The sequence below is a fragment of the Herbiconiux sp. SALV-R1 genome (genome assembly GCF_013113715.1).
GTDB lineage: Bacteria > Actinomycetota > Actinomycetes > Actinomycetales > Microbacteriaceae > Herbiconiux.
Map to the genome: position 1 here is coordinate 2,023,341 of NZ_CP053344.1, position 13,985 is coordinate 2,037,325.

The 13,985-nt window shown below is 72.1% G+C and carries 12 protein-coding genes; 1 reads left to right on the forward strand and 11 read right to left on the reverse strand.

Translation table 11 applies throughout. From position 1 onward, the window contains the following. Positions 1 to 6: 6 nt before the first annotated feature. Genes HL652_RS09765 through HL652_RS09780 form a run of 4 tightly spaced genes read right to left on the reverse strand, consistent with a single transcriptional unit; the run spans position 7 to position 4,602 of the window. Positions 7 to 1,185 (reverse strand): cytochrome P450, encoded by a 1,179-nt coding sequence (locus tag HL652_RS09765; RefSeq protein ID WP_253743755.1) that lies wholly within the window; start codon positions 1,183 to 1,185, stop codon positions 7 to 9. Continuing rightward, entirely contained in the window at positions 1,182 to 2,195 is a 1,014-nt protein-coding gene (locus HL652_RS09770) for a 3-oxoacyl-ACP synthase III family protein (RefSeq protein WP_253743757.1), read from the reverse strand. The genes HL652_RS09765 and HL652_RS09770 overlap by 4 nt, the downstream gene beginning before the upstream one ends. Then, positions 2,192 to 3,220 (reverse strand): NAD-dependent epimerase/dehydratase family protein, encoded by a 1,029-nt coding sequence (locus HL652_RS09775; RefSeq protein ID WP_171705153.1) that lies wholly within the window; start codon positions 3,218 to 3,220, stop codon positions 2,192 to 2,194. Before HL652_RS09775 ends, HL652_RS09770 begins: the two co-directional genes overlap by 4 nt. Beyond that, the gene (locus tag HL652_RS09780; RefSeq protein ID WP_171705154.1) at positions 3,217 to 4,602 is read right to left on the reverse strand and encodes a F390 synthetase-related protein; all 1,386 of its coding nucleotides are present in this window, start codon (positions 4,600 to 4,602) and stop codon (positions 3,217 to 3,219) included. Before HL652_RS09780 ends, HL652_RS09775 begins: the two co-directional genes overlap by 4 nt. Positions 4,603 to 4,665: 63 nt before the next feature. Here HL652_RS09780 and HL652_RS09785 point away from each other — a divergent pair, with 63 nt between their 5' ends. Next, complete coding sequence (locus HL652_RS09785) at positions 4,666 to 5,373, forward strand: GAP family protein (RefSeq protein WP_171705155.1); 708 nt, start codon at positions 4,666 to 4,668, stop codon at positions 5,371 to 5,373. 29 nt (positions 5,374 to 5,402) lie between these two features. Here HL652_RS09785 and HL652_RS09790 read toward each other — a convergent pair whose 3' ends face one another. The 7 genes from HL652_RS09790 to HL652_RS09820 form a co-directional block, all read right to left on the reverse strand. Continuing rightward, the gene (locus tag HL652_RS09790) at positions 5,403 to 6,941 is read right to left on the reverse strand and encodes a family 14 glycosylhydrolase (RefSeq protein ID WP_171705156.1); all 1,539 of its coding nucleotides are present in this window, start codon (positions 6,939 to 6,941) and stop codon (positions 5,403 to 5,405) included. Positions 6,942 to 7,007: 66 nt separating this feature from the next. Beyond that, on the reverse strand, positions 7,008 to 8,708 hold the full coding sequence (locus HL652_RS09795; protein WP_253743759.1) for a M28 family peptidase: 1,701 nt from the start codon (positions 8,706 to 8,708) through the stop codon (positions 7,008 to 7,010). Between the two features lie 61 nt (positions 8,709 to 8,769). Next, entirely contained in the window at positions 8,770 to 9,633 is an 864-nt protein-coding gene (locus tag HL652_RS09800; RefSeq protein ID WP_171705157.1) for an ABC transporter ATP-binding protein, read from the reverse strand. Continuing rightward, positions 9,620 to 10,447: an ABC transporter ATP-binding protein gene (locus HL652_RS09805; protein WP_171705158.1), complete on the reverse strand. Its 828-nt coding sequence runs from the start codon at positions 10,445 to 10,447 to the stop codon at positions 9,620 to 9,622. Before HL652_RS09805 ends, HL652_RS09800 begins: the two co-directional genes overlap by 14 nt. Beyond that, positions 10,437 to 11,294, reverse strand: a complete 858-nt coding sequence (locus tag HL652_RS09810) for an ABC transporter permease (RefSeq protein ID WP_171705159.1) — start codon at positions 11,292 to 11,294, stop codon at positions 10,437 to 10,439. Before HL652_RS09810 ends, HL652_RS09805 begins: the two co-directional genes overlap by 11 nt. 5 nt (positions 11,295 to 11,299) lie before the next feature. Further along, positions 11,300 to 12,361: an ABC transporter permease gene (locus HL652_RS09815; protein WP_171705160.1), complete on the reverse strand. Its 1,062-nt coding sequence runs from the start codon at positions 12,359 to 12,361 to the stop codon at positions 11,300 to 11,302. A 43-nt stretch (positions 12,362 to 12,404) separates the two neighbouring features. After that, complete coding sequence (locus HL652_RS09820; RefSeq protein WP_171705161.1) at positions 12,405 to 13,964, reverse strand: ABC transporter substrate-binding protein; 1,560 nt, start codon at positions 13,962 to 13,964, stop codon at positions 12,405 to 12,407. Positions 13,965 to 13,985: the final 21 nt, after the last annotated feature.

The window sequence follows — 13,985 nt, forward strand, 5'->3', positions numbered from 1 at the left end:
CAGACTCTACCGGCGTGCGAGCACGAGGGAGCCGTAGCCCGGGATGAGCGTGCGGCGCTGTGCCCGCCGGTGCACGATCTCGAGCGGGCCGGCCCGCTCCGCCGCGAGCACGGCGTCGAGCACGAGCCCGATCTGGGCCATGGCGAGCGGCGCGCCGAGGCAGAAGTGCGCGCCGGCGCCGAACCACAGCTGCTTGAGCGAGGCCGCCGGGTTCGCCACGGGGTCGAAGGCCCCGGATGCGCGGTCGGCCAGGAAGGTCGCCAGCACCAGGCGGTCTCCCGGTCGCACCCGCACTCCCGCGAGCGTCGCCTCGGCGACGACGCTGCGCAGCATCACCGGGGAGGGGGTCGTGACACGGAGTCCCTCGGCGACCGCGGCGTCGACGAGGGCTCGGTCGTGGGCGAGCCGGTGCAGCCAGCCGGTGTCGGCGAGCACGGCGACCAGGCGCGGCAGGTACGACACGAGGGTCTCCGTGCCGGTGAGCACGAAGGCTCCGACGGCCCCCATCGCCTCGTCTTCGCCGAGGCCGAGTTCGCGCATCCGCCCCGGCACCGTGTCGCCGCCGCCCTCGCGGTAGGCGCGGCGGGCGTGCCGGGTGAGGTCGTCGAGCACCGCGCGGGCCGCGGCGGCCTGCCGGTCGCTGAACCGCGGGCGGGAGAGCCGCACGAGCCCGGTGACGCCCGAGACCCGGGCGAACAGCTCCTCGCCCAGCACCTCCTCGTCGAGCCCGACCAGCCGGCTGATCACCCTCCCCGCGTACTCGCGCACCTCGGCCACCAGGTCGACCCGTTCGCCCCGGTCGAGCCGCTCGGTGAGTCGCTCGGCCGAGGCACCCACGGTCTCCCGCGTGAGCTCGGCGACGTACCCGGGGGCGAACAGCGGTGCGAGCCGCCGGCGCAGGGCGTGGTGGTCGGCGCCCTCCATGTTGAGCAGCACCGAGGGCCCGAGCACGGGCGTCCAGAGATCGGCGGGCGAGCCGGGGCCGGTCTTGGTGAAGCGCTCCTGGTCGAGCAGCACCGAGCGCAGCACGGCGGCATCGGAGACGACGACGCCGATGCGCGGCACGCGCAGCACGGGCCTCCGCACCCGGCTGAGCAGCGGGTAGACGAGCGGATGCGCGGTGCGCTGCACCCGCTCCTCCCACCGCCGCTCGGGTGCGACGGGCCGCGCACCCACGAGGGTCACAGCCGCACCACCATCACACCCAGCGAGATGCCGCCGGCCAGACCGACCAGCGCCACGAGGCTCCCCGGCCCCACGAGCCCCTGCTCCCTCGCCCGTTCGAGCTGCAGCGGCAGGGTCACGGAGGCGAGGTTGCCGTGCTCGGCGACGGTGAGCAGCGAGCGACGCGGATCGAGCCCGAGCGCCGCGACGATGGTGTCGTGATAGGCCGCCGCCACCTGGTGCACCGCGACGAAGTCGAGCTCGTCGACGGTGTGCCCCACCTCGGCGAGCGCCTCCTCGACGAGCCCGACGCCGAGCTCGGCGAAGGCGCGCTGCAGGGCGGCGCCGTCCATGTCGAAGTAGCTGCCGCCCTCGGCGTGCGGGTTCACCGATCCGCCGGTGGGGAGGGTGCCGACCGGCCAGTGCTCCGAGTGGGCGACGAACCTGCTGCCGAGGATGCCCTGCTCCACCTCGGCTGGCGCCGCCTCGAGCACTACGGCGGCACCCCCGTCGCTCATCGTGTACCCCGCGAAGCTGCGCAGGAACTGCTCCTTGTCGCGGAGGCGCCAGCGCACCGCGTGGGAGGGCTGCTCGCCGCTGGCCACCAGCACCCGCCGGTAGCGGCCGCCCGCGATGAGCGCCTCGGCGACCTCGAGGGCGTTGATGACGCTGTTGCAGGCGTTCTTGACGTCCATCACCGGGCAGTCGAGCCCGAGCTTGGCCGAGACGATGTGGCTGGTGGCGGGCTCGATGAGGTCTTGGCTGGCGGAGGCGAACAGCAGCAGGTCGACCGGCCCGGGTGACTCGGCGAGCGCCGTGCGGGCCGCCGCCACGGCCAGGTCGGAGGTCTGCCAGCCCTCGGGGCGCAGGTGCACCGCCTCCACCCCGGTGAGGCGTCTCACGAGGCCGGCCGGGAGGGCCAGCTCGGGGTTCTCCTGCCGCAGCCGCTCCTCGGTCTCGGCAGCCGAACGGCGCTCCTCGGGGAGGTAGGTGGCGACGGCGGCGACGCGGGCACGCATCCGTGCCGTCACTCCCCCGCCTCCCGCAGCGAGGCGACGAAGCGCTCGATCCCCTCGTCGAGCGTCACGGCGGGCGGGCCGAGCAGCGCGAGGCACGGGCTCACGTCGAAGGTCTTGCTGAAGGCTGACACGATGATCGAGTATCTCGTGATCGGCGGCTCCCCGCGACGCCGCAGCACCCGCCACGCCGTCTCGACCGCCGTCGCCGCGGCGAGCGCGACCCGTCGCGACACGATGCGCGTGGGTGCCGGCAGCCCGGCGCCGGTGAGGATGCGCGCCAGCGTCGCCTGCAGCGGCACCGGCTGCGCGTTGGTGACGGCGAGTGTGCGCCCGGGTACGCCGTCGGCGGTGAGCGCCCGGACGAGGTACTCCACCAGCGTGTCGATGTACACCAGGTCGCTCAGCACCGGGCGATCGTGCGGCTCCCCGAACCGTGGCAGCCTCCCGCGCTCGGCCAGGGCGGCCAGGCGCGGGTAGAGCGTGGTGTCGCCCGGGCCGAACACCGCGCGCGGGCGCAGCACCACCCACTCGCCGCGGTAGCCGCGCACCACCTCCTCGGCCTCCGCCTTGGTGGCCGCATAGCGGTTCACGAAACGGGCGGGCAGGGGCGCGTCGTCGCGCAGCAGGAGCTGGTCGCGGGCCTCGTAGAGAACGGATGCGGTCGACACGAACACCAGGCGCGGCGCCTGGTCGAGACCCACGGCATAGCGCACGACCGCCCGGGTGGCCTCGACGTTCTCGGCGGTGAACTCGGCTGCGGTGCCCCACGGGGCGCTGCGCGCCGCCGCGTGCACGATCACGTCGGGCTCGAACGGCGCCAGGGCGGCGAGCTCCTCCGCCGCAGTGGACGAAGTGAGGTCGACGGAGCGGTAGAGCTCGTCGTCGAGGCGGCGGCGGCCGGTGCCCCGCACGGCGAAGGAGGGGTCGTGGCGCAGGCGCTCGAGGAGGGCACCGCCGACGAAGCCCGAGGCACCGGTCACGAGCACCCGGGTAGGGGCCGGCGCCGGTGTCGCCGCCGCGGGGGTCGGGGCGGTCATACGGCGTGCTCCCGCGCGATGCGCCGCAGCTTCGTGGCGGGGTCGCGCGCGACCCAGGGTTCCTCGATCACCCTGGCCGAGCATCCGTGAGTCTCGAGCAGGTGCTCGATCGACGAGGTCGCGGCCTCGGCGGCCCCCGGGGCCGCGTCGCGCAGCGAGAAGTGGAGATCGAGGCCGCGCTGGCGCAGCGTCCAGTCGGTGAAGGGCTCGCCGTCCTGCGGCGTCAGCACGGAGGCGAAGGCCTGCCGCACCGTGTCGGGGAACAGCTCGACGAGACGGCGCCCGTCGGTCGACGGGAGCTCGAGCACGGCGTCGGCGCGGCCCTCGACTTCGGCGACCACCGTGGTCACGCGGCCGCAGGCGCAGCGCTCGGGAGCCTGCGGGTCGACGCGCAGCACGTCGTCGAGGCGGTAGCGCAGCACCAGCTGCGTGCGACGCTCCACGTCGCTCAGCACGGGCACGAAGCGGGTGCGGGCCGCATCGAGCCACTCGCGCTCGACGACGACCGACTCCTCGTTGAGGTGGAGCGCCCCCGCGTGGCAGCTGACTCCGAGCAGTCCCTCCGTCGCCTGGTACACCTGCCGCACGGGCCGGCCCCAGGCCGCGACGATGCGCTCGGCGAGATCGGGCTCGAGCACCTCGGCGACCGACACCACCTGCAGCGGCCGGAACCCGGAGGCGCCGCGCAGCGCGTCTCGGGCCAGGGCGTCGAGCACCGACGCGGGGGCCACGAGGAGCTCGGGGGCTTCGCCCGCGGCCTCGGCGCGGGCGAGCTCGGTGCGGTGCGTGTCGAGGGGTTCGGTGAGGTCGAAGAAGGTGAAGCGCACCCGCGAGCTCGACACCGATTCGTACAGGTGCCCGCCCGCCCTCAGGAAGAAGCCGATGCGCAGCGGCGGCTCCCAGAAGCGGGCGATCCGGCCCAGTGCGGTGGTGTCGAGGAGGCGGCCGAGCACGGTTCCGGCCCAGAGCATGCGTTCGCGCGGGCTCACGAGGAACACGCCCCGCCGGCCCGAGGTGCCGCTCGACAGCCCCACGGTGAGGTCGCCGGCGACGACCGGCGCGAAGTCGCGGCTGCGCTCGGCCTCGAGCGCGACGCCCAGCGCCTCGGCGAGACGGACGCCCCGGATGTTCAGCTCGTCGAAGTGGGCGAGCACAGTCTGCTTGTCGACGACCGGGAAGTCGTCGAGACGGCGGCGACCACCTGGAGCGACCCGCGACGCGTAGAAGGGCGAGCGGGCCGCGCGCCTCAGCAGTGCGGCGAGGCGGCGCGCCTGGTGGCGTTCGATGGCGGCACGCGACCGGAAGCGGCGGCCCCAGCGCGCCCGCACGAAACGGCCGAGCAGCGCCGCGGTGTGGAGGTGCTCCGAGAGGTGGCGCGTCACTTCCCCAGAATAGGGGCAGGAGTCGGCGGCCGGATGCCTCGTGCTGCCTCGTAGACTTGCGGCATGGCGGGGATCATCGGGCACATCCTGCCTCTCGCGCTCGGGGTGGCGCTCAGTTCGGTGCCCATCGTGGTGATGGTGCTCATCCTGCTCTCGCCGCGCGGTCGATGGTCGGGCCTTGCCTACCTCATCGGGGCCGTCGTCGGCCTCGCCGGACTCACCGGTCTGTTCACGGCGATCGCCTCGCTCATCCCACCCGTGCCCGGGTCGGATCACAGTCCCCTCATCGCGGTGATCGAGTGGGTGGTCGGCGCCGGCCTCATCGTGATGGCGGTCATCCGTCTGGTGCGCTCCCGGCGCAAGGCGCGGTCGTCGACCGACGGCCTCGAGCTCTTCGACGACGAGGTGCCGGCCACGACCCCGGCGTGGATGACGAGACTCACGAGGCTCGGGCCGCTGCCCTCTCTCGGCGTGGGCTTCGTGCTCATGCTGCGGCCGAAGAACCTGCTGCTCACCATCGCCGCGGGCGTCGCCATCGCGACCGGAGACGCGTCGTTCGCCGAGACCGTGGTGGCCGTCGTCATCTTCGTCGTGCTCGGCATCTCGACCCTCGCCGCCCCGATCATCTTCGCCCTCGCCGACCCCGCCCGCACGGCGAAGCCGCTCGAGGAGACGCGCGTGTGGATCACCCGCAACAGCGCGACGGTCACCACCATCGTGCTGCTCGTGCTCGGCACCGTCGTCATCGGCAGCGGCCTCACCCACTTCTGAGCGGGCCGCCGCCGACAGCTCGCCGCGGCTCAGTGGAAGTCGCGCAGGAAGCGCTCGAACTCCACCCTGCCCGTCGAGGCCGGTGAGCCCGTCACCTCGCCGATGCGGAGCACGGTGAGCCCGGAGTAGGCGGAGGGCGTGCCGGAGAATGCGTCTCGGATGTGCGACCAGCCCACCCAGCTGGGTGTGCCGCTGGCTCCGAGGTTGCCCGCCAGCGCGTTCTCACCCTTCAGCGTTACCCCGGCTTTGTTCGCTGCGGCGCCGACCCAGCGCACGAGCGACGCCGCGTCGGAGTAGGCGTGGGCCCCGCCGTCCCACTCCCGGCCGTCGGGCATCTCGAGAGCGGTGAAGTGCAGCACCACCGGGTGCGGGCCCGAGCTGGCAGCGATGCTCTTCACCCCGGCGAGGAGCGGTTCGTAGCCGAAGTCGGTGGCCGAGCCGTTGTAGTCCTGGTCGGTGTGCACGAGCCCCGCCGCGATCTCGGGAGCCCGGCGGATCGGGCTCGTCGACATGGTCTGCCAGTGCACTCCGGGGATCTTGATGCCGAGCGGCACCGTGCCGAAGCCGCCGTCGAAGGCCCGTGCCGCCTCGGCCATCACCTCGCTGCCGTGCCGCAGGAGGCTCTCGTGGTACCAGCGGGTGAAGTCGCGCCCGTAGCGGAGCGAGTGGTACGACCCCGAGGTGATGAAACGGTCGTGGTCGGTCGGCGGCGTGATGGCGGAGTACGTCAGACCCGGGATGCTCCAGGCCGTCGCGACACCCGCGACCGACCCGTAACGGGCCACCGCCCAGTCGGCGAACGACCGCACCGCGGAGTCGGTGTAGCTCTGGAAGGTGCCGCGGTTGGGGTAGCCTGCCGGGTCTCCCGCGACTTTGGCGTCGTGGGAGTTGTACGAGGGGTACCGCAACTCACCCGCGGGGCCCGTGCTCACCGAGATCTCCTGCACCCGCCCGGTGTAGTCGTGACCGGCCGAGGTGAAGTGATCTTCGAAGGCGTTCATGAACTCGCGCATGTCGGCGAGCGTGCGATCGGCCCCTACACCCCACGGGGCAGGTGCTTCCTTGCTGATGTTGCCGTACTCGCTGACGAAGTAGTCGTCGACCGGCGCGCTCGAGCAGCCGGCGATGCCGCAGAGCTGATAGGGCTCCCATACCCAGGAGGGCACCGGGATGTCGCAGTCGTCGCCGACGTTGCCACCGCACTGGTGGAACGACATCAACGGCACCAGGTCGAGCCCCGCATCCGTCACCGCGGCGAACAGCTTGTCGTAGTAGCCCCAGTCGAAGGAGCCCCTGGCCGGCTCTGCCTTGCCCCACCAGACGTCGACGGCGACCGCGTCGACCCCCTGGCTCGCCGCCACCGTGAGCGAGGAGGTGAAGGCGCGCCAGCGCGGACCGTCGCCCGCCCAGTCGTCGATCCACAGCGGGGCCATGACATTGACCGTCTGGGCGGGGCCGGGCACCGCCGCGGTGGCCGCCGGGACGAGACCCGGGGCGGCGGCGAGGGCCGAGGAGAGGAGGGTGGCCGCGAGCGCGAGGCCCGTGCGGGAGGTGATGCGAGATGACATCCCGTCACGTTAGGCGCACGCGGCCACCGGTTCTCCTGAGTACTTTCCACCTAGCAGGTGGCGCGACTACCGCGTCGAGTGACTCTTCCGTCGCACCGCCACGAGCACGGCGCCGGCGACCACCAGCAGCAGGGCACCGGGCACGACGGCACCGAAGGCCGCCGCGTCCGCTCCCGTCGCCGCGAGCTCGCCGCCGCCCGAGCCGCCGCCCGAGCCGCCGGGTACCGGCGTCGAGGTGGGTGCGGGGGTCGGCGCGGGAGTCTCGGTGGGCTCGGGGCCCGGCAGCGGAGCCACCCCGTTGATGGCCGAGGTGTCGTTCGCGAGCTCGGCGGTCACCGAGGAGATGGCCCCGAGCATGATGCCGAGCGCCTCCTGGTTGACGTTCGAGATGTCGTCGGCGGCCGAGTGGTAGTTCGGGTCGTGGGTGATGCCCTCGGTGCCCCCGAACAGCTCGACCTGCTCTGCGGTCTTCACGTCGTCGGCGCCCGTGAACAGACCCGAGGCGGGAATGTCGTTGAGGATGAACGCCTCGTAGTCGCTGCGGCCGTCGAAGGCCGTGTCGATCCACGGCTGGCCCTCGGCGTCGAAGTGGTCGGTGAAGAACTTCTCGGTGGCGATGGAGCCCTCGGGCACCTCGACCGGCGCCTCGAAGCTCGACTGATCGGCGTCGTAGACGCTGATGACATAGTTCGGCGAGGCCACCATGTCGAAGTTGAGGTACGTCGCGATCTTGTCGAGCTCGCCCTCGCCCTCGGGAAGCTCCTCGTCGGCGAGCGCGAGCTGGTCGACGTAGTAGGTGGAGCCGACGAGCCCCACCTCCTCGGCTCCCCACCAGGCGAAGCGCACCGCGTTCTCCAGCTCGCCCGAGGCGGCGAGCTGCACCGCGGTCTCGAGGATGGCGGCAGACCCGCTGCCGTTGTCGTTGATGCCGGGGCCCTCCGGCACCGAGTCGAGGTGGGCACCGAGCATCACCACGTTGTCGGTGCGGCCCGTCGGCGTCTGGGCGACGATGTTGAAGGTGTCGACGATCGTGGTGGTCTCCTGGAGCTGCAGGTCGACGGTCACCGGCCCCTCGGCGAGCGCGGCGACGACCTCGGCGCCCTCCTCCTGGGTGAGGCCCACCGAGGGCACGAAGTCGGGCTGCTGCTCGCCGAGTGTTCCCGCCAGGGCGCCCGGCTCGTTGTTGTACACCAGTACGGCCTCAGCACCCGCGGCGCCCGCGGCGATCGACTTCTCGGCGAAGGAGCAGATTCCGCGCGAGACGACAGCGACCTTGCCCGTCGCGTCGACGTCGCCCCACTCGGAAGCGTCGCATCCGGTGGCCGTCGGCGGCGCGATGAGCTCGAGACCCGTCAGCCCCTCGGCGGGCGTCGCGGTCGTGCCCTCCATGGGCAACCGCGTGGCGTCGGGCCCCTCGATGTCGTCGAGGTCGGTCGTGGTGCCGAGCAGCGTGATCGAGAAGGCGTCGATCGACTGCGTCGTGGCCTGGAACTCCTGACGCTCGGGCGTGTAGCCCGCCGCGCTGAGCACCTGCTCGATGTACTGGCCGCTGGCCTCGTAGCCCGAGGTGCCGATGGCGCGGTTGCCGTCGTTGTCGTCGGCGATCTGCTGGAGCGCCTCGAGGTGACCCATCACCCCGGCGACGGTGACCCTGCTCTCGAGGTCGTCGGGCTCGACGGCCCAGGCGGCACCGCCGCCCGCGACACCCGCCACCACCACCCCCGCTCCCACTCCGAATGCGGTGAGCCTGCGATGGCGTCTTGTCACGTGTGTCTCCCCTGATCGCGTGAACGTTTGCAGAAGAGTACCCCGAGAGGGGGGTATCAGATCAAGAGCCGAGGGCGGAGTGAGCCGCCAGTTCCCTCCGCAGGCGTCCCCTGGTCTCCCGGTCGACGCCGCCGCCGCTGAGCGTGGTCGCGGAGCCGATGAGCAGCCGGGTGTACGGGTGCTGCGGGCGGGCGATCACCTCGCGGGTGGCACCGGTCTCGACGATCTCGCCGTGGTAGAGCACGGCGATGCGGTCGGCGACGCCGGCCACCGAGCCCAGGTCGTGCGAGATGAAGAGCTGGGCGATGCCGTTCTCCCGGCCGAGCCGGCGGAGCAGGTCGAGCACCTGGATGCGGTTGGCGGCATCCAGGGCACTCACCGGCTCGTCGAGCAGCAGCAGGCGCGGCTCCACCGCGAGGGCGCGGGCGATCACCACCCGCTGACGCTGTCCCCCCGACAGCTGCGCGGGGAGTCTCTCGAGGAGTGCCCGGTCGAGGCCCACCGCCGCGAGCGCGCGGGCCACAGCGGCGTCGACGGCGTCGCGACCGAGGCCGCCGCGGAGCAGGAGCCCCTCGGCGATCGAGGCGCGCACCGTGAGGTCGGGGTCGAGGCTGAGCAGCGGGTCTTGGAAGACGTACTGCAGGGCCCCCGACCGGCGCACCTCGCGCAGCGCCCGGCCTCGCAGGCCGGAGATCGTCGCCCCGTCGAAGCGCACCGAGCCCGAGGTGAGGCGGGTGAGCCCCAGCACCGTGCGCGCGAGCGTCGTCTTGCCCGAGCCCGTCTCGCCGATGAGCCCGACGGCCTCGCCGGGTGCGACCTCGAGCGACACGCCCTTCAGCACCCGTCGCTCCGCCCGGCCGCGGCCGTACGAGACGTCGACGGCGTCGACCGACAGCAGGGCTCCCGCCCGATCACGCTCGGACATGGCGTTCTCCCTCCTCGAGGAACCGTTCGATGCCGTAGGCGGCGTGATGCTCGAGGAGCGACCTCGTGTAGTCGTGGGCGGGCGCGCGCAGCACCTGCTCGGTGGCCCCGGCCTCGACGATCTCGCCGTCCCTCATCACCACGACGTGGTCGCACACCTGCGCCACGACGGCGAGGTCGTGCGACACCAGCACGAGCGTGAGCGAGCGCTCGCGCCTGAGGTCGTCGAGCAGGTCGAGCACCTCGGCCTGCACGGTGACGTCGAGGGCGGTGGTCGCCTCGTCGGCGATGAGCAGCTCCGGCTCGGCGGCGAGCGCGATGGCGATGAGCACGCGCTGCAGCATGCCGCCCGAGAGCTCGAACGGGTACTGGTGGTAGACGTGGGCGGGTTCGCGCAGCCCCATGCCGGCGAACAGCTCGACCGCCCGCTGGTGCGCCGCGCGCCGGCCGAGACCTGTCTTCACCCGCAGCACCTCGGCGAGCTGCCGGCCGACGGTGAGCGAGGGGTTGAGGTAGGAGGCGGGGTCTTGGAACACGGCCGAGATGCGCGAGCCGCGCAGCGACTGCCACTCCCGGTAGCCGAGGCGCGACACCTCCTGGCCGTCGAACACGATCGAGCCCGTCGTGGTGCTGAGGCCAGGCGGAAGGATGCCGAGCACGGCACGGCAGGTCAATGACTTGCCGCTGCCCGACTCGCCGACGATGCCGAGCGTGCCACCTCGCGGCACCGAGAACGAGACGCCGTGCACCAGCTCGGTGCCCGCATCCGTGCGGATGCGCAGGGCGTCGACACGGAGCAGGTCGTCATGCGACATGGCTGAGCTCCCTCCTGGTCTTCTTCGACACCGGCTGCGCGGCGCCGGTGGAGTCTTTCAAGGCGTCGGCGAGGGCGTTCAGCGCCCAGACCGTGCCGATGATGACGAGAGCGGGCACCACCGGGCCGAACGGCCGCTGATAGAGGTTCGCCAGGTCGGTGGCGAGGAGCCCGCCCCAGGTCGGCTCCGGCGGCACGATGCCGATGCCGAGGAAGGTGAGTGACGCGACGATGACGAGGCTCGCGCCCGTCATCCCCGCGGTCGTGACGGCGACCGCGGGGAACACCTTGCGCCAGACGTGCTTGCGCACCACCCACGTCGTGGAGGCTCCGAGCAGCTGCGCCGCCTCGACGTAGGGCGAGTGCGACACGGCGAGCGCAGCCGCCCGGGTGACGCGGTAGAAGGCGGGGGCGATGAGGATGCCGACGGCGATCATCGCTTGGGTGAGGCCGTTGCCGAGCAGCGCCGTCATGGCGATCGCGAAGACGAGGAACGGGAGGGTGATGAAGCTGTCCATGAGGCGGAGGGTCACCCACTCGAAGGCGCGCCCGAGGTAGACCGACAGCAGGCCGGGCAGGGCGCCCAGCACGAGGCCGACGACGACCGACTGCAGGGCGGCGAGCACCGAGACCGTGGAGCCCGCGAGCAGGCGGCTGAACACGTCGCGGCCGAGACCGTCGGTGCCGAGCCAGTGCTCGGCGGTGGGGCCCTGGAGGATGTCCTTCGAGTTCTGCGCGAGCGGGTCGAGCGGCGCGAGCAGGGGCCCGAACAGCGCGAGCACGGCGATGACGACGAGGATGCCGACGGCGATCCTGGCACTCGGGAGACGGAGGGCGGAGCGGAGCATCGCCGTCACCTCCCCCGCCGGGAGGCGGGTCGCAGACTGCCCAGAACGACGTTCACGACGACGTTGCAGAACAGCACCAGCACGATGGCCACGACCAGCGTGCCCTGCACCACGGGCACGTCGCCGCGGAGTGCGGAGTCGGCCGACAGCATCCCGAACCCCGGCATGCTGAAGATGGTCTCGGTCACCACCGCGCCGCCGAGGAGAGTCGGGACCTTCATGCCCAGGATGGCGACGGCAGGCCCGGCACCGTTGCGCAGCGCATGCCCGAACAGCACCCGCCGCCGGCTGAGACCGCGCACCACCGCCCCGGTGATGTAGTTCTCGTGCAGGGTCGAGACGAGGCCCGTGCGCAGCTGCCTGGCGAGCTCGGCGACCGTGTCGAGGCTCAGCGCGATGGCCGGCATGGTGATGAGCGATAGCCAGCGCCAGAAGTCCTGCTGCGGCGGCACGTAGCCGGCCGAGGGCAGCAGGTGCAGCCAGATGCTCAGCACGACGATGAGGCCGATCGACACGACGAAAGGCGGCAGCGTCGACATGAACGAGGCGACGGCGGTGACGGCCCGGTCGACGAAGCGACCCTGGTTCACCGCGGCGACGAGCCCGAGGAGGGTGCCGAACACCACGCCGAGCACCAGGGCGAAGCCGGCGATCGACGCGCTGATGGCCAGGCGCTGGCCGATCAGCTCGGCCACCGGGGTGTTGTTGAACCAGGAGGTGCCGAGGTCGCCGGTGAGCACGCCGCCGATCCACTGCAGGTACTGCGCGAAGAACGGCTGGTCGAGCCCGTACTGCGCGTTGATCTGGGCGATCATCTCGGGGGTGGCGTTGTCGCCCGCGAGGGCGGCGGCGGGGTTGAGCCCGCTCGCCGCCCCCAGGGCGAAGGTGATGAGGGTCGAGAAGAGGAAGACCGGCACCACGACCAGCAGGGTGCGCGCGAGCCACCAGAGCACGGTGCGCACGCGGCGCCATCCGTCGCCCCGCACCGGGTGCCTGAGTTCGGCGGCGCGCGGCGCGAGCGGCGCGGCCAGCGCCTCGCCCGGCGGTGCGATGAGCTGGGTGGTCATGGTCGTGGTCCTCTCCTCGACATGGATGGGGGCGTTCCGCGGCCTACTGGCCCACCGTCACGCCCTCCCAGCGGAACTGCGACGGCAGCAGGTTGAGCTCGCTCACCGACGAGCTCGACGCGATCACCCACGGCGAGCTGTAGATGTAGTTGGTGGGCGATTGCTCGACACCCGCCTTCACGGCGGCCTGCAGCACCTCGGAGTAGGAGGCGTCGTCGAGCGGCGTCTCGCGCACCTTCTGCAGCGCGGCGAGGAACTCGTCGGAGGCGTTCGGGCCCGAGAGGTTCATGATGCCCTGGGGGCCGTAGACCGCGAGCAGGTTCTGCACGGGGGTCTCGCGCCCGATGGTGCCGTCGATGGCCAGCTGCGGGTTCTTGGCGACGTACACCTCGCTCTGCCAGGTCGACGAGCCCGGGGGCACGAGGGAGATCGTCGAGTTGACGCCGATCTCGGCGAGCTGCGCCTGGGCGATCTCGGCACCTTGCTCGCTGAACGAGGCGGCCGTGATCTCGATCGAGAGCTCACCCTCGTCGTAGCCCGCCTCCTTGAGCAGGGCCTTGGCCTTCTCGGGGTCGTAGTCCCAGAGCTTCTCGACCTCGGGGTTGAAGGCGGGGTTACCCTTCGGGAAGGGCTGGTGCGTGGTCTCCCCCTTGCCCGAGGTGATGACGTCGACGAACTGCTGGCGGTCGAAGGCGTAGCGGAACGCCTCGACCACCTTGGGGTCGTCGAAGGGGGCCTTGTTGGCGTTGATGGAGACGTCGCTCACCGCGAGCGACGGCTTCACCGTGACGGTGAGACCCGCCGCCTCGGCCTCCTCGATCTTCGAGGCCGGGAGCGTCGCCACGTCGAAGGAGCCCGACTGGATGCCGGCCACCAGGGTCGCCGCGTCGGGCGCGACGGTCAGCTCGAAGCGGTCGATGTGGATGTCGTCGGCATCCCAGTAGTCGGGGTTCTTCTCGAAGGTGGCGTGCGACTCCGGCACGAACTCGGTGATCGTGAAGGGGCCGGCACCCACCGGCCAGGCGGCGAGCTTCTCGGGGTCGGTCTCGGCGGCGGTGGGGCTCGCGATGGCTCCCGTGCGGCCGGCGACGAGGGCCGGGACCTGGTAGTCGACGCCGGTGAGGTGCAGGGTGACGTCGGTCTCGCTGTCGGCGCTCACGGTGTCGACGGTCGCCAGCTGGTCGCGCAGGAAGGAGTCCTCCTGGGTCTTGCCGCGCTCGAAGAACTCCTTCACGGCTTCGGCGTCGAGCGGGGTGCCGTCGCTGAAGACGAGGTCGGGCCGCAGGTGGAAGGTCACCGCTGTGCCCTCGTCGTTGTAGTCCCAGCTCTCCGCCAGCGCCGGCAGCACCTTCCCGTCGGCGTCGATCTGGGTGAGCGAGGCGTAGGCGAGGCTGATCGTGTTGATGTCGTTGCCGGTGCGGCTGGTCACCGGGTCCCACGAGGTGGGGAGGCTGAACGCCCAGCGCAGAACGCTCGGTTCGGTGCTGGTCGCGTCGGTCGAGTTGGCGGGGGCCGCGCATCCGGTGAACAGGAGTGCTGCGGCGGCGACGACGGCTGCCGCCCGAGCCGCGCGGAACAGGGGTCTGGGGGGTGAGGTGGTCATGGTTCTCCGGGGTGCTGTGTG

What these genes read in the sequence shown, in the direction of transcription:
- HL652_RS09775 (WP_171705153.1), bottom strand. Translation starts at nt 3,220, where the DNA reads ATGACCGCCCCGACCCCCGCGGCGGCGACACCGGCGCCGGCCCCTACC.
- HL652_RS09785 (WP_171705155.1), top strand. Translation starts at nt 4,666, where the DNA reads ATGGCGGGGATCATCGGGCACATCCTGCCTCTCGCGCTCGGGGTGGCG.
- HL652_RS09790 (WP_171705156.1), bottom strand. Translation starts at nt 6,941, where the DNA reads ATGTCATCTCGCATCACCTCCCGCACGGGCCTCGCGCTCGCGGCCACC.
- HL652_RS09800 (WP_171705157.1), bottom strand. Translation starts at nt 9,633, where the DNA reads ATGTCCGAGCGTGATCGGGCGGGAGCCCTGCTGTCGGTCGACGCCGTC.
- HL652_RS09805 (WP_171705158.1), bottom strand. Translation starts at nt 10,447, where the DNA reads ATGTCGCATGACGACCTGCTCCGTGTCGACGCCCTGCGCATCCGCACG.
- HL652_RS09810 (WP_171705159.1), bottom strand. Translation starts at nt 11,294, where the DNA reads ATGCTCCGCTCCGCCCTCCGTCTCCCGAGTGCCAGGATCGCCGTCGGC.
- HL652_RS09815 (WP_171705160.1), bottom strand. Translation starts at nt 12,361, where the DNA reads ATGACCACCCAGCTCATCGCACCGCCGGGCGAGGCGCTGGCCGCGCCG.
- HL652_RS09820 (WP_171705161.1), bottom strand. Translation starts at nt 13,964, where the DNA reads ATGACCACCTCACCCCCCAGACCCCTGTTCCGCGCGGCTCGGGCGGCA.